At 71.9% G+C, this 19,135-nt stretch carries 20 protein-coding genes; 17 read left to right on the forward strand and 3 right to left on the reverse strand.

Features of this window, described 5'->3' with window-relative positions:
- The first annotated feature begins 20 nt into the window (after positions 1-20).
- From AOA12_RS08840 to AOA12_RS08875, 8 genes are read left to right on the forward strand one after another with little or no spacing between them, the layout of a single operon-like run.
- Entirely contained in the window at positions 21-785 is a 765-nt protein-coding gene (locus AOA12_RS08840; protein ID WP_054682099.1) for an ABC transporter ATP-binding protein, read from the forward strand.
- On the forward strand, positions 782-1,495 hold the full coding sequence (locus AOA12_RS08845; protein ID WP_054682101.1) for an ABC transporter ATP-binding protein: 714 nt from the start codon (positions 782-784) through the stop codon (positions 1,493-1,495). Before AOA12_RS08840 ends, AOA12_RS08845 begins: the two co-directional genes overlap by 4 nt.
- A complete protein-coding gene (locus AOA12_RS08850) occupies positions 1,492-2,367 on the forward strand; it encodes a branched-chain amino acid ABC transporter permease (RefSeq protein WP_054682103.1) in 876 nt (291 codons plus the stop codon). The genes AOA12_RS08845 and AOA12_RS08850 overlap by 4 nt, the downstream gene beginning before the upstream one ends.
- A complete protein-coding gene (locus tag AOA12_RS08855; RefSeq protein ID WP_054682106.1) occupies positions 2,364-3,506 on the forward strand; it encodes a branched-chain amino acid ABC transporter permease in 1,143 nt (380 codons plus the stop codon). The genes AOA12_RS08850 and AOA12_RS08855 overlap by 4 nt, the downstream gene beginning before the upstream one ends.
- Positions 3,503-5,050 carry a class I adenylate-forming enzyme family protein gene (locus AOA12_RS08860; RefSeq protein ID WP_054682110.1) on the forward strand — a complete coding sequence of 516 codons (1,548 nt, stop codon included), beginning with the start codon at positions 3,503-3,505 and terminating at the stop codon, positions 5,048-5,050. The genes AOA12_RS08855 and AOA12_RS08860 overlap by 4 nt, the downstream gene beginning before the upstream one ends.
- Positions 5,047-5,733, forward strand: coding sequence for a TetR/AcrR family transcriptional regulator (locus tag AOA12_RS08865; protein WP_054682112.1), 687 nt, complete (start codon positions 5,047-5,049; stop codon positions 5,731-5,733). The genes AOA12_RS08860 and AOA12_RS08865 overlap by 4 nt, the downstream gene beginning before the upstream one ends.
- Entirely contained in the window at positions 5,730-6,482 is a 753-nt protein-coding gene (locus AOA12_RS08870; RefSeq protein ID WP_054682115.1) for a 3-hydroxybutyrate dehydrogenase, read from the forward strand. The genes AOA12_RS08865 and AOA12_RS08870 overlap by 4 nt, the downstream gene beginning before the upstream one ends.
- Complete coding sequence (locus AOA12_RS08875) at positions 6,479-7,366, forward strand: alpha/beta fold hydrolase (RefSeq protein WP_054686908.1); 888 nt, start codon at positions 6,479-6,481, stop codon at positions 7,364-7,366. The genes AOA12_RS08870 and AOA12_RS08875 overlap by 4 nt, the downstream gene beginning before the upstream one ends.
- A 40-nt stretch (positions 7,367-7,406) precedes the next feature.
- Here AOA12_RS08875 and AOA12_RS08880 read toward each other — a convergent pair whose 3' ends face one another.
- From AOA12_RS08880 to AOA12_RS08890, 3 genes are read right to left on the reverse strand one after another with little or no spacing between them, the layout of a single operon-like run.
- Entirely contained in the window at positions 7,407-7,838 is a 432-nt protein-coding gene (locus tag AOA12_RS08880; protein WP_054682117.1) for a MarR family winged helix-turn-helix transcriptional regulator, read from the reverse strand.
- Positions 7,839-7,891: 53 nt separating this feature from the next.
- Complete coding sequence (locus tag AOA12_RS08885) at positions 7,892-8,146, reverse strand: hypothetical protein (protein ID WP_054682120.1); 255 nt, start codon at positions 8,144-8,146, stop codon at positions 7,892-7,894.
- A 38-nt stretch (positions 8,147-8,184) separates the two neighbouring features.
- On the reverse strand, positions 8,185-8,985 hold the full coding sequence (locus AOA12_RS08890) for an IclR family transcriptional regulator (protein ID WP_054682121.1): 801 nt from the start codon (positions 8,983-8,985) through the stop codon (positions 8,185-8,187).
- A gap of 101 nt (positions 8,986-9,086) precedes the next feature.
- Here AOA12_RS08890 and AOA12_RS08895 point away from each other — a divergent pair, with 101 nt between their 5' ends.
- From AOA12_RS08895 to ilvC, 9 genes are all read left to right on the forward strand, one after another.
- The gene (locus AOA12_RS08895; protein ID WP_054682123.1) at positions 9,087-9,863 is read left to right on the forward strand and encodes a CoA transferase subunit A; all 777 of its coding nucleotides are present in this window, start codon (positions 9,087-9,089) and stop codon (positions 9,861-9,863) included.
- A gap of 1 nt (position 9,864) precedes the next feature.
- Positions 9,865-10,518 carry a CoA transferase subunit B gene (locus AOA12_RS08900; RefSeq protein WP_197281091.1) on the forward strand — a complete coding sequence of 218 codons (654 nt, stop codon included), beginning with the start codon at positions 9,865-9,867 and terminating at the stop codon, positions 10,516-10,518.
- Positions 10,515-11,699, forward strand: coding sequence for an acetyl-CoA C-acetyltransferase (locus AOA12_RS08905; protein ID WP_054682125.1), 1,185 nt, complete (start codon positions 10,515-10,517; stop codon positions 11,697-11,699). Before AOA12_RS08900 ends, AOA12_RS08905 begins: the two co-directional genes overlap by 4 nt.
- A 119-nt stretch (positions 11,700-11,818) precedes the next feature.
- The gene (locus AOA12_RS08910; RefSeq protein WP_054682127.1) at positions 11,819-13,234 is read left to right on the forward strand and encodes an alpha,alpha-trehalose-phosphate synthase (UDP-forming); all 1,416 of its coding nucleotides are present in this window, start codon (positions 11,819-11,821) and stop codon (positions 13,232-13,234) included.
- Positions 13,231-13,992, forward strand: coding sequence for a trehalose-phosphatase (otsB, locus tag AOA12_RS08915; protein ID WP_054682129.1), 762 nt, complete (start codon positions 13,231-13,233; stop codon positions 13,990-13,992). Before AOA12_RS08910 ends, otsB begins: the two co-directional genes overlap by 4 nt.
- 9 nt (positions 13,993-14,001) lie before the next feature.
- Positions 14,002-15,708: a dihydroxy-acid dehydratase gene (gene ilvD / locus AOA12_RS08920; RefSeq protein ID WP_054682131.1), complete on the forward strand. Its 1,707-nt coding sequence runs from the start codon at positions 14,002-14,004 to the stop codon at positions 15,706-15,708.
- Positions 15,709-15,756: 48 nt separating this feature from the next.
- Positions 15,757-17,556 carry an acetolactate synthase large subunit gene (locus AOA12_RS08925; protein ID WP_054682133.1) on the forward strand — a complete coding sequence of 600 codons (1,800 nt, stop codon included), beginning with the start codon at positions 15,757-15,759 and terminating at the stop codon, positions 17,554-17,556.
- Position 17,557: 1 nt separating this feature from the next.
- On the forward strand, positions 17,558-18,067 hold the full coding sequence (gene ilvN / locus AOA12_RS08930; protein WP_054682134.1) for an acetolactate synthase small subunit: 510 nt from the start codon (positions 17,558-17,560) through the stop codon (positions 18,065-18,067).
- Positions 18,068-18,101: 34 nt separating this feature from the next.
- Positions 18,102-19,127, forward strand: a complete 1,026-nt coding sequence (gene ilvC / locus AOA12_RS08935; RefSeq protein ID WP_054682137.1) for a ketol-acid reductoisomerase — start codon at positions 18,102-18,104, stop codon at positions 19,125-19,127.
- The last annotated feature ends 8 nt before the right edge of the window (positions 19,128-19,135 follow it).

Consider the following 19,135-nt stretch of genomic DNA (forward strand, 5'->3'; position numbering starts at 1 on the left):
CCTCTGGAGAGCATCGCGTCATGAACGCCCCCGTCCCGCCCGCCCTGCGTGCCGAAGGCCTCGGCCTGCAGATCGGCGGAGCCACCATTCTGAAAGACGTCGACCTGGAGGTCGCGCCGGGCACGCTCGTCGGCGTGATCGGCCCGAACGGCGCCGGCAAGACCACGTTCTTCAACGTGATCTCCGGCCTCGTCGCGCCGACCTCGGGCCGCATCCTCATGAACGGCGCGGACATCACCCGCACCTCCGTGCCCCAGCGGGCGCGGGCGGGACTGGGGCGCACCTTCCAGACATCCAGCCTCTTCCCACGGCTCAGCGTGCTGGAGAACGTGCGCATCGCGGCGCAGGTGTCGCTCGGCGGCAACTACTCGCTGCTGCGCTTCCCGCGCAGATCGGATGCCGCGACGCAGCTCGCCCGGGAGAAGCTCGCCCTCGTGGGCCTCGACCACCGGCTCGACAGCGCGGCGGGCGACATCTCGCACGGCGACAAGCGCAAGCTCGAGATCGCGGTGCTGCTGGCCACCGACGCCCGGATCGTGCTGCTCGACGAGCCCATGGCGGGCGTCGCGTCGGGCGACGTGCCGGGCCTCATCGACACGATCCGCCGCATGCAGATCGAGAAGGAGTGCACCGTGCTCATGGTCGAGCACCACATCGAGGTGCTCATGGGCCTCGTGGACAAGGTCGCCGTGATGTACTCGGGGTCGATCATCGCGTTCGACACGCCGCAGGCCATCATGGCGAACCCGCTCGTGCAGAGCGCCTACCTGGGGACGGCGGCATGACCGCGGCCCCCGTCCTCACCGTCGAGCACCTCTCGGCGTCGATCGCCGGCCAGCAGGTCGTCGAGGACGTCACGTTCTCGGTGCCGCCCGTCGGCATCACCGCCGTCCTCGGCCGCAACGGCGCGGGCAAGACCTCGACCATCCGCGGCATCCTGGGCCTGATCCACCGCCGCGGCGCCGTGACGCTCGCCGGCGAGCGCATCGACGGCCTCCCGACGCACCGCATCGTGAAGCGCGGCGTCGGCTACGTTCCGGAGGACCGCGAGGTGTTCGCCAAGCTCACCGTCGCCGAGAACCTCGCCCTCGCCGAGCGCGACGGCAGCCCGCGCCGCGAGTTCGTCGCCGAGCTGTTCCCCGACCTCGTGAAGCGCCGCGCGCAGATGGCCGGGACGCTGTCGGGCGGACAGCAGCAGATGGTGTCGGTCGCCCGCGCCCTGCTCAACGACAACAGGATCCTGCTCGTCGACGAGCCGACGAAGGGGCTCGCGCCCAAGATCGTCGCCGAGGTCGCCGACGCGCTGCAGGAGGCCTCGAAGACCGTGCCGATCCTCCTCGTCGAGCAGAACCTCGACGTCGTCCGGCGTCTCGCCGCGGGAGCGATCGTCATCTCCAGCGGCCGCGTCGTGCACACCGGCGACGCGCGCGAGATCCTCGACGACACCGCTCTCACGACGCGCCTGCTGGGCGTCAGCGGGGAGGTGCACGCGTGAGCACCCTCGTCGTCATCCTCGTCACGGGCGTCGGCCTCGGCGCGCTGTACTTCCTCGTCGCATCGGGCCTCAGCCTCATCTACGGCCTCATGCACGTGCTGAACTTCGCGCACGGGGCGTTCCTGACCCTCAGCGCCTTCATCGGCTGGCAGGTCGCGCAGGCGCTCGGCACGGCCTCGTGGGGCTCGTTCCTGCTGTCGGTGCTGGTCGGCGCGCTCGTCGGCGCCGTCTTCGCGACGCTGACCGAGCTCGTGCTCATCCGGCCCCTCTACGAGCGCCACATCGAGCAGGTGCTCGTCACGGTCGGCCTCTCGTTCGCCGCGATCGCCCTGTTCGAGGGGATCTGGGGAACGGATGCCATCAACATCGCCGGCCCCGCCTGGCTCAAGCAGACGACGCCCGTGCTGGGCGCCAGCATCCCGAACATCTACTGGCTGCTGATGCTGGCGGCCGGCGTCGTGCTGGCCGCGATCGTCCTGTTCCTGCGGAAGACGCGCTACGGCATGATCATCCGCGCCGGCGTCGAGAACCGCTCGATGGTCACGGCGCTCGGCATCGACGTGCGCCGCTCGTTCACGATCGTCTTCGCGATCGGCGGGGCCGCGGCCGGCATCGGCGGCGTGCTCGCGATGCACTGGTACACGTTCGTCTCCGCGCACATGGGGTCGACGCTGCTCATCTTCGCGTTCATCGTGACCGTGATCGGCGGACTCGGCTCGCTCACGGGAGCGGCCATCGCCTCCGTGCTCGTGGCCGTGCTCCAGCAGTTCGCGAACTTCTATCTCGGCGGCACGGGAGACTTCATCGTCGTCGCCCTTCTCGCGGTCGTGCTCCTCGTGCGTCCCGCCGGCATCCTGGGGAGGAAGGCATGACGCTCACGACCGGCGCCCCCGCGCTCGTTCCGGGCCGCAAGGGCGCGTACGTGCCGTTCGTCGTCGGCGCCGCGCTCATCGTCCTGATGGCCGTGCTGCCGCTGCTGAACGTGCAGATCCCCGGCATCCTGCCCGGCGCGACCTACACCTCCGGCACGCTCGCGCTCCTCTCGCTGTGCATGGTGTTCGCCGCCCTCGCGCTGTCGTACAACATGCTGCTCGGCACCGCGGGCATGCTCTCGTTCGGCCACGCGCTGTACTTCGGCGCGGGGGCCTACGGCCTCGGCATCGCGCTGAAGTACCTGGGCGTGCCCCTGTGGCCCGGCGCGCTCATCGCCCTCGTCGGCGGCCTGCTCATCGCGCTGCTGACCGGATCGGTCGCGATGCGGGTCTCGGGCATCCCGTTCGCGATGGTGACGCTCGCCTTCGCGCAGGCGGGCTCCGTGCTCGTGCGACGCAACCAGCAGGTCACGGGCGGCGAGGAGGGCATGCGGCTGCCCGTCGCGCAGGTGCCCGAGTGGCTCGTCGGGGTCGTCAACACGCGCAACCTCTATTGGCTCACGCTCGTCGTTGTCGTCGTCGTGTACCTGATCGCGCTGTGGGTGGACCGCTCGCGCCTCGGGCACCTCGCCGAGGCCGTGCGCGAGAACGAGGTGCGCGTGCGCGTGCTCGGCCTGCATCCGTACGCGGCGAAGCTCGTCGTCTTCGTCGTCGCGGCCGGCTGCGCGACGCTCGCGGGCATCATGTACATGCTGCTGCAGTCGGGCACGCAGCCCAGCGCCGTCGGCGCAGACCTGACGATCACGGTGCTCGTGATGGTCGTGCTCGGCGGCGTCGGCTTCCGCTGGGGTGCCATCCTGGGAGGCGTGCTCTACACGATCCTCGACCAGCGCCTCGCCGTGCTCGCCCGCTCCGAGTGGATCGCCGACCTGCCCGGCGTGCTGCGCGTGCCGCTGTCGGAGCCGCTGTTCCTGCTGGGCGTGCTCTTCATCCTCGTCGTGATGTTCCTGCCCGGCGGCATCGCCGGCACGATCGACGGCTGGGTGCGCCGCCGTCGCGGCGAGCGCACGCGCACGCAGCTGCGGCAGCTCGACGATGCCGAGGCCGGCGCCGACGAGGCCGTCGAGGTGCGGGGATGAGCGGCCCGCAGCACGCCGGGCCGCACACGATCGGGCGCCTGCTGGCCGACCGGGCCGCCGCCACGCCGCACCGTGTCGCGATCGACGACCGCGGCGTCACGATCGCCTACCGCGCCCTCGACGCGCGGGCGGCGGCACTGGCCGACCGGCTGCGTCGGCGCGGCTACGGGCCGGGCGACCGCATCGCGACGGTGTCGGGCAACTCCATCGACCACGTCGTGGCCTTCTTCGCGTGCGCCCGTGCGGGCATCGCGTTCGTGCCGCTGTCGTGGCGGCTCGCCCCGCGCGAGCTCGCGGAGGCGCTCGCCTCGGCGCGACCCGCGCTGCTGCTCGTGGAGGACGAGTACCTCGGCACGGCGGGCGATGCGCTGCGCCGCCTCGAAGGGCGTCCGCCGATGGCGCTGCTGGGAACGACCGAGGTCGAGAGCGAGGTGCCGACCCGGCGCGGGGCGCCGGCCGACCTGCGCGAGGCGCGCGACGACGATCCGCTGCTGGTCATCTACACGTCGGGCAGCGAGGCCGCCCCGAAGGGCGTCGTGCTCACGCACGCCAACGTGTTCTGGAACAACCTCGCCTTCGCCGGCGCCGTGCAGCTGACGGCCGACGACGTCGTGCTGGCGGTGCTGCCCCAGTTCCACATCGCCGCGTGGAACTGCCAGCCGCTGCTGGCCTGGTGGGTGGGCGCGACGGTCGTGATGGAGCGGTCGTTCCGTCCCGAGCGCGTGCTGCAGCTCATCGCCGAGCGCGGGGTCACCGCGATGATGGGCGTCCCGACGCACTACCGGATGCTGGCCGACGATCCGTCGTTCTCCGCCGCCGCCGTCCGCACCGTGCGCAGCGCGCTCGTCGGCGGCGCGGCGCTGCCGCAGGACGTGTCGGACGCGTGGCGCGACGCGGGCTGCGGGCTCACGCGCGGCTACGGCCTGACCGAGGCGGGCCCGAACGTGCTGGTGCTGCCCGCCGCAGAGACGGAGGCGCATCCCGGTGCCGTGGGCCGGCCGTACCCGCACGTCGACGTGCGGCTGTCCGACCCCGAGACCGGACTGGAGCTGCGGGGCGCGGCGACGGGGGAGCTGTGGGTGCGCGGCCCGAGCGTCTTCGCGGGCTACCTCCACGACGACGAGGCCACGGCCCGCGCGATGGCGGGCGACTGGCTGCGCACGGGCGACATCGCCGGTCGCGACGACGCCGGCGTCTATCGCATCGTCGACCGGCGCAAGGACATCTTCATCTCCGGGGGCGAGAACGTGGCGCCCGCCGAGGTGGAGCGCGCCCTGTGCCTGCATCCCGCCGTCGCGGAGGCCGCCGTCGTCGGCGTGCCCGACGACGTGTGGGGCGAGCGCGGCGTCGCCTTCGTCGTGCGCCGTCCCGGCCGCACGCTCGGCGAGGACGAGGTGCTCGCGCACGCGCGTTCGCAGCTGGCCGGGTTCAAGGTGCCGGTGCGGGTGGACTTCGTCGACGAGCTGCCGCGCTCGGGGATCGACAAGATCGCCCGTTCCCGGCTGCGCGATCGTGCGCGCGCATCGCTCGGAGGCGACGCATGAGCGCGGAGGGCTTCGCCGTCGACGACCTCGATGCCGACGCCGCGTCGCTGTCGGCCGCGGGCAAGCCGCTGACCAAGCGCGGCGAGGCGACGCGCCGGCGACTGCTGGATGCCGCCGAGCACGTCATCTCGACGCTCGGCTACCACGAGGCGTCGATCGTCAAGATCACCGAGCGCGCCGGGGCCGGCCTCGGCACGTTCTACCTCTACTTCGACAGCAAGCAGTCGATCTTCGAGGCGCTCGTGATCGATCTCAACCGCCGCGTGCGGCACGCGATGGCCGAGGCGATGGAAGGCGCGGCCAACCGCATCGAGGCCGAGCGGGCGGGCTTCGAGGGGTTCTTCCGGTTCACCGTCGCGCACCCGTCGCTCTACCGCGTCATCCGCGAGGCGGGATCGGTGTCGCCCGAGCTGCTGCGGCTGCACTACTCCCGCATCGTGGAGGGCTACGAGGCGGGGCTCCGTGCGGCCCAGGCCAGCGGCGACGTCGACCCCGGGCTCGACCCCGAGGTCACGGCATGGGCGCTGATGGGGGCCGGCGAGCTGATCGGCATGCGCTACCTGCTGTGGGAGGGCGAGGCCGACGGCCGGCTGTCCGACGACGTGCCCGCCGAGATCGCGGGACACATGGCGAGATTCATCCGCAACGCGCTGGAGCGGCGCGAGGAAGGGACGGGACGATGACGGGTCTGCAGCTGGAGGGCAAGCGCGCCCTGGTCACGGGAGGCGCGAGCGGCATCGGCCTCGCGTGCGCCCGCGCGTTCGCGGCGCAGGGCGCCCACGTGACCGTCGCCGATCTGCACGGCGACAGCGCCCGCGCCGTGGCCGACGAGATCGGCGGCGAGGCCTGGGTCGTCGACCTCTCCGACACCGCCGCGCAGGAGTCGCTCGACCTGCGCGTCGACGTGCTCGTCAACAACGCCGGCGTGCAGACGGTCGCGCCGCTGCCCGAGTTCGAGCCCGACCGCTGGCGGTTCATGCACCGGCTGATGGTGGAGTCGCCGTTCCTGCTCATCCGCGCGGCGCTGCCGGGGATGTACGAGCGCGGCTGGGGGCGCATCATCAACATCTCCAGCGCGCACGGCCTGCGCGCGAGCGCCTTCAAGTCGGCGTACGTCTCGGCCAAGCACGCCCTCGAGGGCCTGTCGAAGGTCACCGCCCTGGAGGGCGGGCCGCACGGCGTGACGAGCAACTGCATCAATCCCGCCTACGTGCGCACGCCGCTCGTGGAGCGGCAGATCGCCGACCAGGCGAAGGTGCACGGCATCGCCGAGAGCGAGGTCGTCGAGCGGATCATGCTCACCGAGAGCGCCGTCAAGCGGCTGATCGAGCCCGACGAGGTCGCCTCGCTCGCCGTGTGGCTCGCCTCGGACGCGGCCGGCATGGTCACGGGCGCGAGCTACACGATCGACGGAGGGTGGACCGCACGATGACACGCGAGCATCGCATCGTGGAGGTGCCGGTGGACGGCGGCACCCTGTGCGTGGGCGTCTGGGACGCCGCGGCCGACGACGCCCCGACCGTCGTGCTCGTGCACGGCGTGACCTCGTCGCACCTGGCGTGGCAGTTCGTCGCCGACCTCCTGCCCGACGTGCGGATCGTCGCGCCCGACCTGCGGGGGAGGGGCCGCAGCAACGGCGTGCGGGGTGCCGCGGGCATGTCGGCGCACGCCGACGACCTCGCGGCCGTGTTCGCGCACCTCGGCATCGCTCCCACGCTCGTCGTGGGCCACTCGATGGGCGGGTTCGTCGCGGTCGTGTTCGCGCACCGGCATCCCGAGCTCGTCACGCGCCTGCTGCTCGTCGACGGCGGGGCGCCGCTCGCGACGCCCGAGGGGCTCGACCCCGACGCGCTCATCGAGGCGATCCTGGGCCCGACGGCCGCCCGACTGTCGATGAGGTTCGCCGACGTGGACGCGTACCTCGACTTCTGGCGTGCGCACCCCGCGTTCGTCCGCGACTGGTCGCCCGAGCTGGAGCGCTACCTCGCGTACGACCTCGTGCCCGACGGCGAGACCCTGCGGCCCGCGACGAGCTACGAGACGACCCGAGACGACACGGTCGACCTCAACGCGGGGACGGCGCTGCTCGACGCCCTCGGCGCGCTGCGCCATCCGGCGGACCTGATCACCGTTCCGCGCGGCCTGCAGGACGAGACGCCCGGCCTGTATCCGCCGGCGCACCGCGACGCGCTGCGCGAGCGGTATCCCGAGCTGCGACAGCTCGAGCTCCCGGATCTCAACCACTACACCGTGGTGATGTCGGAGCGCGGCGCGGAACAGATCGTCGGCCGGATCCGGGAGCGGCTGGCGGCGTAGGGCGCGCGGCGGGCTCACGGGCGCGCCCGGCGGGAAGGGCTCAGCGCGGCAGGTCGAGCGTCGCCGACTTGTCCGCGAGGATCTCGGTGACCCGCTCGAGGGCCGCCCAGTCCGCGTCGTCGAGGTCGGCGAAGTGCGGGGACACGGTCGACGACAGCAGATCGAGCCAGTCGACGAGCGCCGCCTCGCCGTCGGGCGTGATCGACAGCACCGAGGCGCGCGCGTCGCCCGGATCGAGCGAGCGCTTGAGCAGTCCCGCATCGATCATGTGACCGGCCAGCCGCGTCATGCCGGGCTGCGTGACGCGGCTCAGCCGGGCCAGGTCGCCCACGCGCTGAGGGCCGTGGTCGCGCAGCAGCGCGAGCGTGCGCCACTGGGCGACGGGGGTCTCGTTGCGCGTCTCCAGCGAGGCGACGCGCGTGAGCGTGTGCACGCTCATGATCAGGCGCAGCAACGTCTCCTCGCGGTTCATCCCTCCAGTATGGATGGCGGGCGACGATGCGCGCGGCTGCGCGACGCGGCGCGTCAGCGACGCAGCTGCGCCGCGAGCAGCTTCTGCTGCTTGACGTGTGCGGGGGAGTCGGGGGCGACCTCGACGCCGTGGCTGACGCGGCGCTCGTCGACGATCGCGCCGATGGCGTAGGCGAGGGTGATCGCCCATCCCAGCCAGGCGAGCGCGTGGCGCCAGGTGAAGGGCTGGCCGCCGCGCGTGGCACGGAGCAGCGCCAGCCCGCTGGTCACGGCGGAGATGATCCCGGTTCCGAACACGTACTTGCGCATGCCCTCCACGGTAGCGCGATGCGGGTGGCCCGGCGTGGCTATCGCACGTGTCCGCGCCGCGTCGCGGCGATGCGCGTGGTGAGCTGATGCGCGTGGGCCAGCAGCAGCCGGCCCAGCGCGGGAAGCCTGTCCGCGTTGAAGCGGAACGCGACCCCGGTGAGGCTCAGCGCCCACTCCGGGCGGCCCGCGGGGTCGAACACCGCGGCGCCCATGCCCCAGCTGCCCTCCACGATGAGGCCGGGGTTCACGGCGTAGCCACGGTCGCGCGTCTCGGCCAGCCGAGCCCGCAGCGGTTCCGCATCGTGGGCGCGTCCCCAGCGCTCGCCGAGCTCGGGATGCCGGGAGAGGTAGGCCTCCAGGTCGTCGTCGGGCAGGAAGGAGAGGATCGCGAGCCCCGCCGACGCGACGCCGAGCGGGAACCGCACCCCCTCGGCGAGCACGAACGAGCGGATCGGGAACGAGCCCTCCTCACGGAGCAGGCACACCGTCTCGTCGCCGCGTCGCACCGAGAGGAAGGCGCTCTCCTCGGTCGTGACCGCCAGCGAGCGCACGATGTCGCGGGCGAGGCCGGCGACGTCGTACCGGGCGGCGGCCACCGATCCCATGAGGAACAGCTCGGGCCCCGGCATCCACCTGGCCGTGTGCTCGTCCTGATCGACGAGCCCCTCCGCACGCAGCGCCGAGAGCAGGCGGTGCGCCGTCGATCGCGAGAGGCCGGCGTCGCGCGCGAGCTCCTGCACGCCGCGTCCCGTGTCGCCCGCGGCGGTCACGAGTCGCAGCAGGTGCGCGGCCCGGGCGATCGCCTGCGCGCCGGGCACGGAGCGTCTGGTGTCCACCATATGGACACTAGAGCGCCACGGTTCCACATCGCAAGCGGCGGCTTGGCGCCCGCGGGCACCGCGCAGGATGCTGGACGAGAGACGACGACGAAGGAGCGCGCGTGATCGACAAGACCTTCCCCTCGGCGGCGGACGCCGTCGCCGACATCCCCGACGGGGCCTCGATCGCGGTCGGGGGATTCGGCCTCTCGGGCAATCCCATCGCGCTGATCGAGGCGCTGCTGGCGCAGGGCACGACCGACCTGTCGATCGTGTCGAACAACTGCGGGACGGACGACTGGGGCCTGGGCGTGCTGCTGAACGCCAAGCGGATCCACAAGATGACCTCGTCGTACGTCGGCGAGAACAAGGAGTTCGAGCGGCAGTTCCTCTCCGGCGAGCTGGAGCTCGAGCTGACGCCGCAGGGCACGCTCGCCGAGAAGCTGCGCGCCGGCGGCTCCGGCATCGCCGCCTTCTACACGCAGACGGGCGTCGGCACGCAGGTCGCCGAGGGCGGCCTGCCGCGCCGGTACGACGACCACGGGGGCGTCGCCGTCGCGTCGGCGCCGAAGGACGTGCGCACGTTCGACCTGACGGGGGAGCCGCGCGAGTACGTGCTCGAAGAGGCGATCGCCACCGACTTCTCGCTCGTGCACGCCGTCGCGGGCGACACGCACGGCAACCTGGTCTTCAACAAGGCGGCGCGCAACTTCAACCCGCTCGCCGCGATGGCGGGCCGCGTCTGCATCGCGCAGGTCGAGCGGCTCGTGCCGCCGGGCGGGCTCGACCCCGACCGCATCCACCTGCCGGGCGTGTTCGTGCACCGCATCGTCGAGGTCGGTCCCGACATCGAGAAGCGCATCGAGCGCCGCACCGTCGCCCAGCCCGAAGGAGCATGACATGGCCCTCACCCGCAACGAGATGGCCGCCCGGGCGGCCCAGGAGCTGGCCGACGGCTCCTACGTCAACCTCGGCATCGGCCTGCCGACGCTCGTGCCCAACCATGTGCCCGAGGGCGTCACGGTCGTGCTGCAGTCGGAGAACGGCATCCTCGGCGTCGGCCCGTACCCGACGGAGGACGCCGTCGACCCCGACCTCATCAACGCCGGCAAGGAGACCGTCACGACGCTGCCCGGCGCCTCGTTCTTCGACTCGGCGACGAGCTTCGGCATGATCCGCGGCGGCAAGATCGACGCGGCGATCCTCGGCGCGATGCAGGTGTCGCCGAGCGGCGACCTCGCCAACTGGATGATCCCGGGCAAGATGGTCAAGGGCCCGGGCGGCGCGATGGACCTCGTGCACGGCGCCGGCAAGGTCATCGTGCTCATGGAGCACGTGGCGCGCGACGGCGCCCCCAAGATCGTCGACGAGTGCGCGCTGCCGCTCACGGGGCGCGGCGTCGTGGACCGTATCATCACCGACCTCGCCGTCATCGACGTGACCGACGCCGGGCTCGTGCTCGTCGAGGTCGCCCCAGGCGTGACGATCGACGAGGTCGTCGCCGCCACCGAGCCCGAACTGATCATCGCCGACACGCTGAAGGAGAACGCATGAGCGCTCAGGACATCGTCATCGTCGCCGCGGCCCGCACGCCGCAGGGCCGCCTCAAGGGAGGCCTGGCGTCGTTCAGCGCGCCTCAGCTGGGCGGGCTCGCCATCGCGGGCGCCCTCGCGCAGGGCGGCATCGACGCCGGCGACGTCGGCGCGGTCGTCATGGGCCAGGTGCTGCCGGCCGGCTCGGGGCAGAACCCCGCGCGCCAGGCGGCCATCGCGGGCGGCATCGGCTGGGACGTGCCGGCCTCGTCGGTGAACAAGGTGTGCCTCTCCGGCCTCACCGCCATCATCGACGGCGCGCGCATGATCGCCACGGGCGACGTCGACGTCGTCGTCGCCGGCGGCATGGAGTCCATGACGCGCGCGCCGCACCTGCTCGTCGGCTCGCGCGACGGCTGGAGCTACGGATCGGTCGAGGTCCTCGACCACATGGCCTACGACGGCCTCACCGACGCGTACGACCGCGAGAGCATGGGCCTGTCGACGGAGCGCCTCAACCCCTCCTTCGGCATCACCCGCGAGGAGCAGGACCGTATCTCCGCCCTGTCGCACCAGCGGGCCGCGGCGGCGCAGGCGAGCGGCGCGTTCGACGCCGAGATCGTCGCGGTCGAGGTGCCGCAGCGCAAGGGCGACCCGATCGCGGTGACCCGCGACGAGGGCGTCCGCCCCGACACGACGGCGGAGAGCCTCGCGGGGCTGCGGCCGGCGTTCTCGAAGGACGGCACGATCACGGCGGGCAGCTCGTCGCAGATCTCGGACGGCGCCTCGGCCGTCGTGCTCACGACGCGCGGGCACGCCGAGCAGAAGGGCTGGGCGGTCCTCGCGACGGTCGGTGCGAGCGGCCAGGTCGCCGGCCCCGACAACTCGCTGCACGCGCAGCCCGCGCGCGCCATCGCTCGCGCCCTCGACAAACAGGGCATCGCCGCCTCCGACCTCGACCTCGTCGAGATCAACGAGGCGTTCGCCGCGGTGGTCGCCCACTCGCAGCGCGAGCTGGGCCTGTCGGAGGACGTCGTCAACATCCACGGCGGCGGCATCGCGCTGGGCCACCCCATCGGCGCCTCCGGCGCGCGTCTCGTGGTGCACGCGGCGCACGAGCTCGCACGGCGCGGCGGCGGCACGGCCGCCGTCGGCCTGTGCGGCGGCGGGGGACAGGGCGAGGCGCTCATCCTCACGCGCTGACGGCCCCAGGTTCCGCCTGGACGGCCCGGCTCCCCCCGCCGGGCCGTCCAGGCGGTCTGTCCGCGCTCGTCCCGCCCGCGGGACGTTTGCGGTTATGTTGGTTCACGGAGAGGAGCTTCGTGAACCTTCCGCAAGATCGAGCCGACTTCGTCGTCGTCTCCAACCGCCTCCCCGTCGATCGGACCGATGACGACGACGATCCGTGGCGTCACTCGCCCGGCGGGCTCGTCACGGCGCTCGAGCCCGTGATGCGCGCCGCCGACGGGGCCTGGGTGGGCTGGCCCGGTCGCGCCGGCCTCGACCTGCCCCCGTTCACGTTCGACGGCATGTCGCTCGTGCCCGTGCGGCTGAGCGAGGACGACATCGCGGAGTACTACGAGGGCTTCTCGAACGACACGATCTGGCCGCTCTACCACGACGTGATCGCCGCGCCGACGTATCACCGGGCGTGGTGGGACGCCTACGTCAAGGTCAACCGGCGCTTCGCCGAGGCGACCGCGGACGTCGCGGCGCACGGCGCCACCGTGTGGGTGCAGGACTACCAGCTGCAGCTCGTGCCGCGCCTGCTACGCGAGCTGCGTCCCGACGTGCTGATCGGCTACTTCCATCACATACCGTTTCCGGCATACGGCATCTACTCGCAGCTGCCCTGGCGCCGCCAGGTGATCGACGGCCTGCTGGGCGCCGACGTGATCGGCTTCCAGCGCGTGGCCGACGCGGGCAACTTCGCCCGGGCCGTTCGCCGCCTGTTCGGCTACGAGACGAAGGCGGGCTCGATCACGGTGCCCGAGGGCGACGGCGTGCGTCGCGCCGTCGCGAAGGCGTATCCGATCTCGATCGACGGCGCGCAGTACGAGGAACTGGCGCGCCGGCCCGAGATCCAGGCACGGGCGCGGGAGATCCGCGAGAGCCTCGGCAACCCGCGCGCGATCCTGCTCGGCGTCGACCGGCTCGACTACACGAAGGGCATCCGGCACCGGCTCAAGGCCTACGGCGAGCTGCTCGACGAGGGCCGGCTCGACAGCGAGGACGTCACGCTGATCCAGGTCGCCAGCCCCAGCCGCGAGCGGGTCGCCGCCTACATGCAGCTGCGCGACGAGATCGAGCTCATGGTCGGCCGCATCAACGGCGACTTCGACACCGTCGGCCACTCGGCCGTGCGCTACCTGCATCACTCCTATCCGCGCGACGAGATGGTCGCGCTCTACCTCGCCGCCGACGTCATGCTCGTCACGGCGCTGCGCGACGGCATGAACCTCGTCGCCAAGGAGTACGTCGCGAGCCGCATCGACGGACGGGGCGCGCTCGTGCTGAGCGAGTTCGCCGGGGCGGCCGACGAGCTCACGCAGGCCGTGCGGGTGAACCCCCACGACATCGAGGGCGTCAAGGACGCCATCGTCGCGGCCGTCGAGATGTCGGATGCCGAGCAGCGGCGCCGGATGCGCGCCCTGCGCCGTCGCGTGCGGGTGAACGACGTCGCGGGCTGGTCGCGACGGTTCCTCGCCGACCTCGAGGCCATGCGCGGTTCGCGATGACGCTCGACGCGCTCGTGACGACGCCCGTGCTGCTCGTCGCGCTCGACTTCGACGGCACGCTGTCGCCGCTCGTCGACGAGCCGATGTCGGCGCGCATGGCGCCCGCGGCGCGGCGCGCGGTCGACGCGCTGCTCGCCGTGCCCGACACGCGCGTCGCCTTCGTCTCGGGCCGCAGCCTCGCCGACCTGCGCGTGATCGCCGAGCACGACGACGACGCGCGCGAGCTGCTGGCCGGCTCGCACGGCGCGGAGTTCTGGATGCCGGGGGCCGGCGCGTCCGCCGACACCGACGAGGCCGCGACCGCGCTGCGCGACGCGCTGCGCGCGCGGATCGCGGCGGAGATCTCCGGCGTTCCCGGGGCCTGGATCGAGACGAAGACCTTCGGCCTCGCGCTGCACACCCGCCTCGCCGACGGGGCGCTCGCCCCGCGCGCCCGGGACGCCGTCGACGCCGTGATGGCCGAGGCGGCGCCGCACTGGCGCCGGCGCGAGGGCCACGACGTGGTCGAGTTCTCCCATCGCGCCGAGGGCAAGGATGCCGCGATCGCGCGGCTGCGCGCCGAGACGGGCGCCTCGGCGGTGCTCTTCGCGGGCGACGACGTGACCGACGAGGACGCGATCCGCAGCCTCGGCCCCGGCGACGTGGGCGTGCGGGTGGGGCCGGGGGAGACGGCGGCGGCCGTGCGCGTCGACGACATCGACGCCCTCGCGCGGCTGCTCACCGGCCTGGCGCACGAACGGGCGGCCGCTCGGGAATAGACTTTCACAATGGCCTCCAGCGACGACACCATCGACATCAAACCGCGTTCCCGAGTGGTCACCGACGGCATTGAAGCCACGACGTCCCGCGGAATGCTGCGCGGCGTCGGCATGGGTGACGAGGACTGGGACAAGCCCCAGATCGGCATCGCCTCGAGCTGGAACGAGATCACCCCCTGCAACCTCAGCCTCGACCGGCTCGCGCAGGGCGCCAAGGAGGGCGTGCACGCCGGCGGCGGCTACCCCCTGCAGTTCGGCACGGTCTCGGTGTCGGACGGCATCTCGATGGGCCACGAGGGCATGCACTTCTCGCTCGTGAGCCGCGAGGTCATCGCCGACTCCGTCGAGACCGTCGTCATGGCCGAGCGCCTCGACGGCACGGTGCTGCTCGCCGGCTGCGACAAGTCGATCCCCGGCATGCTCATGGCCTCGGCGCGCCTCGACCTGTCGAGCGTCTTCCTCTACGCCGGCTCGATCGCGCCCGGCTGGGTCAAGCTCTCCGACGGCACGGAGAAGGAGATCACGATCATCGACTCCTTCGAGGGCGTCGGCGCGTGCCTCGCCGGCCGCATGTCGGAGGCCGACCTCAAGCGCATCGAGTGCTCTTTCGCGCCCGGCGAGGGCGCCTGCGGCGGCATGTACACGGCGAACACGATGGCCTCGGTCGCCGAGGCCCTCGGCCTGAGCCTGCCCGGCTCCGCCGCCCCGCCGTCGGCCGACCGCCGCCGCGACGCGTTCGCGCACCGCTCGGGCGAGGCCGTCGTCAACCTGCTGCGCCTGGGCATCACGACGCGCGACATCCTCACGCCCGAGGCGTTCGAGAACGCGATCGCCCTCGCGATGGCGCTCGGCGGCTCGACGAACGTCGTGCTGCACCTGCTCGCGATCGCGCGCGAGGCCGAGGTCGAGCTGAGCCTGCACGACTTCAACCGCATCGGCGACCGGGTGCCGCACGTCGGCGACCTGAAGCCGTTCGGCCAGTACGTCATGAACGACGTCGACCGGCACGGCGGCATCCCCGTGATCATGAAGGCGATGCTCGACGAGGGCCTGCTGCACGGCGACGCGCTCACGGTGACCGGCAAGACGGTCGCCGAGAACCTGCGCGACCTCGACCCCGACCCCATCGACGGCAAGGTCATCCGCACCTTCGACAACCCGATCCACGCGACGGGCGGCCTCACGATCCTGCACGGCTCGCTCGCGCCCGAGGGCGCGGTCGTCAAGACCGCCGGCTTCGACGCCGCCGTGTTCGAGGGCCCGGCACGCGTGTTCGAGCGCGAGCGCGGCGCGCTCGACGCCCTCGCCGCCGGCGACATCGCGGCGGGCAGCGTCGTCGTGATCCGCTACGAGGGGCCCAAGGGCGGCCCCGGCATGCGCGAGATGCTCGCGATCACCGCCGCCATCAAGGGCGCCGGGCTCGGGAAAGATGTCCTACTATTGACGGACGGTCGATTCTCCGGCGGCACAACCGGCCTGTGCATCGGCCACATAGCACCCGAAGCGGTGGACGCAGGTCCCATCGCCTTCGTGCGCGATGGTGATCTGATTCGGGTCGATATCGCGACTCGCACTCTCGACCTACTCGTCGATGAGGCTGAGCTGAGCTCCCGCCGTGAGGGCTGGGAGCCCCTTCCTCCGCGCTATACCCGTGGCGTCCTGGCCAAGTACTCGAAGCTCGTGCGTTCGGCTGCCGAAGGCGCCACCACGGGCTAGGCCCACACACACTCCGATTCCCGTTCTTCTCCTGAGGACAACACACCTATGTCATCCGACACCGCGGCCGTGCCTCGGCCGCCCGCCCGTTCCACAGCCCCGCAGACCCTGACCGGCGCGCAGGCGGTCGTCCGCTCGCTCGAGCTCCTCGGCGCCACCGACGTCTTCGGCATCCCCGGCGGCGCGATCATGCCCGTCTACGACCCGCTCATGGACGACCCGGCGGTCAACCACATCCTCGTGCGCCACGAGCAGGGCGCCGGCCACGCCGCCGAGGGCTACGCGAGCGTCTCGGGCCGCACCGGCGTCGCGATCGCCACGAGCGGCCCCGGCGCGACGAACCTCGTCACCGCGATCGCCGACGCCTACATGGACTCCGTCCCGATCGTGTGCATCACGGGCCAGGTGCACGCGCCGCTCATGGGCACCGACGCGTTCCAGGAGGCCGACATCGTCGGCATCACGATGCCGATCACGAAGCACTCCTTCCTCGTGAAGAAGGCCGAGGACATCCCCGGCGCCCTCGCGGCCGCGTTCGAGATCGCCTCGACCGGCCGCCCCGGTCCGGTGCTCGTCGACATCACCAAGGACGCGCAGGAGGCGAGCGCCCCCTTCGTGTGGCCGCCCGTCGTCGACCTGCCCGGCTACCGCCCGGTGACGCGCGCCCACGGCAAGCAGATCCAGGCCGCCGCGGCGCTCATCGCCGAGGCCAAGAAGCCCGTGCTCTACGTCGGCGGCGGCGTCATCCGCGCGCACGCGTCGAAGGAGCTGCTGCGGCTCGCCGAGACGACGGGCGCGCCCGTCGTGACGACCCTCATGGCCCGCGGCGCCTTTCCCGACTCGCACCCGCAGCACCTGGGCATGCCGGGCATGCACGGCACCGTCCCCGCGGTGCTGGCGCTGCAGGACTCCGATCTCATCGTCGCCCTGGGCGCCCGCTTCGACAACCGCGTGACGGGCTCGGTGGCGGGCTTCGCGCCGCACGCCAAGGTCGTGCACGTCGACATCGACCCCGCCGAGATCTCGAAGATCCGCACGGCCGACGTGCCGATCGTGGGCGACGTGCGCGAGGTGCTCGTCGACTTCGAGGCCGCCTACCGCAGCATCGTGGGCGCGGACAGGCCCGACATCTCGGAGTGGTGGTCGTTCCTCGACGGCCTGCGCGCCGAGTTCCCGCTCGGCTACGCGCCGACCGAGGATGGCCTGCTCGCCCCGCAGCAGGTCATCCAGCGCATCGGCGAGCTCACGGGCCCCGAGGCCGTGTACGTCGCCGGCGTGGGCCAGCATCAGATGTGGGCGGCGCAGTTCATCAAGTACGAGCGCCCCGACTCGTGGCTCAACTCCGGCGGCGCCGGCACGATGGGCTACTCGGTGCCCGCGGCGATGGGCGCCAAGGTCGCGCAGCCCGAGCGCGTCGTGTGGGCGATCGACGGCGACGGATGCTTCCAGATGACCAACCAGGAGCTCGCGACCTGCGTCATCAACGACATCCCGATCAAGGTCGCGATCATCAACAACTCGTCGCTGGGCATGGTGCGCCAGTGGCAGACGCTCTTCCACGGCGGCCGTCACTCGAACACCGACCTGAACACGGGCCACGACACCGTGCGCATCCCCGACTTCGTCAAGCTCGCCGAGGCCTACGGCTGCGTCGCGCTGCGCGTCGAGAAGGAGGACGAGGTGGATGCCGCGATCCAGCGGGCGCTGGAGATCAACGACCGCCCCGTGGTGATCGACTTCGTCGTGAGCGCCGACGCGATGGTGTGGCCGATGGTGCCGCAGGGCGTCAGCAACAGCTATGTGCAGTACGCGCGCGACCACGCGCCCGCGTTCGATGAGGAGGTGTGACATGAGCCATCACGTCCTGAGCCTGCTGGTCGAGAACAAGCCGGGCCTGCTCACGCGTGTCGCGGGCCTGTTCGCCCGCCGCGGCTTCAACATCGAGTCGCTCGCCGTGGGCGTCACCGAGGTGCCGGGTCTCTCGCGCATCACGGTCGTCGTCGACGTCGAGTCGGCGCCGCTCGAGCAGGTGACGAAGCAGCTGAACAAGCTCGTGAACGTCATCAAGATCGTGGAGCTCGACGCCGCGGCATCCGTGCAGCGCGACCACATGCTGATCAAGGTGCGCGCCGACAACCAGAACCGGTCGAACGTGATCGAGGTCGTCAACCTCTTCCGCGCCTCGGTCGTCGACTACGGCCCCGACTCGCTCGTGGTCGAGGTCACCGGCGACCGCGGCAAGGTCGAGGCGCTGCTGCGCGCCCTCGAGCCCTACGGCATCAAGGAGCTGGCCCAGTCGGGCCTGCTCGCCATCGGTCGCGGCAGCAAGAGCATCACCGAACGCGTCCTGCGCGGCTGATCCAGACCACAACCCCCAAGGAGAAACACACACCATGGCCGAGATGTACTACGACGACGACGCCGATCTGTCGATCATCCAGGGCAAGAAGGTCGCGATCGTCGGCTACGGCTCGCAGGGTCACGCCCACGCGCAGAACCTTCGCGACTCGGGCGTCGAGGTCGTCATCGCCCTCAAGGACGGCTCGAAGTCGATCGCGAAGGCCCAGGAGGACGGCTTCGAGGTGAAGAACGTCGCCGACGCCTCGGCGTGGGCCGACCTCATCATGATCCTCGCGCCCGACCAGCACCAGCGGTCGATCTACAGCGAGTCGATTAAGCCGAACCTCGCGCCCGGCAAGACGCTCGCGTTCGCGCACGGCTTCAACATCCGCTTCGGCTACATCGAGGCTCCCGAGGGCGTCGACGTCATCCTCATCGCGCCGAAGGCCCCGGGCCACACGGTGCGCCGCGAGTTCGTCGCGGGCCGCGGCATCCCCGACATCATCGCCGTCGAGCGCGACGCCTCGGGCTCGGCGTGGGCGACCGCGCTGTCGTACGCGAAGGCCATCGGCGGCACCCGCGCGGGCGTCATCAAGACGACCTTCACCGAGGAGACCGAGACCGACCTGTTCGGCGAGCAGACCGTGCTCTGCGGCGGCGTGTCGCAGCTCATCCAGTACGGCTTCGAGACGCTGACCGAGGCCGGCTACCAGCCGGAGATCGCGTACTTCGAGGTGCTGCACGAGCTCAAGCTCATCGTCGACCTCATGTGGGAGGGCGGCATCGCCAAGCAGCGCTGGTCGGTCTCCGACACGGCCGAGTACGGCGACTACGTCTCGGGCCCGCGCGTCGTCGACCCGCACGTCAAGGAGAACATGAAGGCCGTGCTCGCCGACATCCAGTCGGGCGCGTTCGCGGAGCGCTTCATCGGCGACCAGGACAACGGCGCCAAGGAGTTCCTCGAGCTGCGCGAGAAGGCCGCCCAGCACCCCATCGAGCAGGTCGGCCGCGGACTGCGCGCCCTGTTCGCCTGGAAGCAGGAGGACGCCGACTACACCGAGGGCAGCGCTGCGCGCTGACCTCCTAG

Origin of the sequence: Microbacterium sp. No. 7, from assembly GCF_001314225.1 — a bacterium.
Lineage (GTDB): Bacteria > Actinomycetota > Actinomycetes > Actinomycetales > Microbacteriaceae > Microbacterium.

Excerpts from the sequence above, each read along its gene's own strand:
- AOA12_RS08840 (WP_054682099.1), top strand. The coding sequence starts at position 21 with ATGAACGCCCCCGTCCCGCCCGCCCTGCGTGCCGAAGGCCTCGGCCTG.
- AOA12_RS08845 (WP_054682101.1), top strand. The coding sequence starts at position 782 with ATGACCGCGGCCCCCGTCCTCACCGTCGAGCACCTCTCGGCGTCGATC.
- AOA12_RS08855 (WP_054682106.1), top strand. The coding sequence starts at position 2,364 with ATGACGCTCACGACCGGCGCCCCCGCGCTCGTTCCGGGCCGCAAGGGC.
- AOA12_RS08860 (WP_054682110.1), top strand. The coding sequence starts at position 3,503 with ATGAGCGGCCCGCAGCACGCCGGGCCGCACACGATCGGGCGCCTGCTG.
- AOA12_RS08865 (WP_054682112.1), top strand. The coding sequence starts at position 5,047 with ATGAGCGCGGAGGGCTTCGCCGTCGACGACCTCGATGCCGACGCCGCG.
- AOA12_RS08870 (WP_054682115.1), top strand. The coding sequence starts at position 5,730 with ATGACGGGTCTGCAGCTGGAGGGCAAGCGCGCCCTGGTCACGGGAGGC.
- AOA12_RS08875 (WP_054686908.1), top strand. The coding sequence starts at position 6,479 with ATGACACGCGAGCATCGCATCGTGGAGGTGCCGGTGGACGGCGGCACC.
- AOA12_RS08880 (WP_054682117.1), bottom strand. The coding sequence starts at position 7,838 with ATGAACCGCGAGGAGACGTTGCTGCGCCTGATCATGAGCGTGCACACG.
- AOA12_RS08885 (WP_054682120.1), bottom strand. The coding sequence starts at position 8,146 with ATGCGCAAGTACGTGTTCGGAACCGGGATCATCTCCGCCGTGACCAGC.
- AOA12_RS08890 (WP_054682121.1), bottom strand. The coding sequence starts at position 8,985 with ATGGTGGACACCAGACGCTCCGTGCCCGGCGCGCAGGCGATCGCCCGG.
- AOA12_RS08900 (WP_197281091.1), top strand. The coding sequence starts at position 9,865 with ATGGCCCTCACCCGCAACGAGATGGCCGCCCGGGCGGCCCAGGAGCTG.
- AOA12_RS08905 (WP_054682125.1), top strand. The coding sequence starts at position 10,515 with ATGAGCGCTCAGGACATCGTCATCGTCGCCGCGGCCCGCACGCCGCAG.
- otsB (WP_054682129.1), top strand. The coding sequence starts at position 13,231 with ATGACGCTCGACGCGCTCGTGACGACGCCCGTGCTGCTCGTCGCGCTC.
- ilvD (WP_054682131.1), top strand. The coding sequence starts at position 14,002 with ATGGCCTCCAGCGACGACACCATCGACATCAAACCGCGTTCCCGAGTG.
- AOA12_RS08925 (WP_054682133.1), top strand. The coding sequence starts at position 15,757 with ATGTCATCCGACACCGCGGCCGTGCCTCGGCCGCCCGCCCGTTCCACA.
- ilvN (WP_054682134.1), top strand. The coding sequence starts at position 17,558 with ATGAGCCATCACGTCCTGAGCCTGCTGGTCGAGAACAAGCCGGGCCTG.
- ilvC (WP_054682137.1), top strand. The coding sequence starts at position 18,102 with ATGGCCGAGATGTACTACGACGACGACGCCGATCTGTCGATCATCCAG.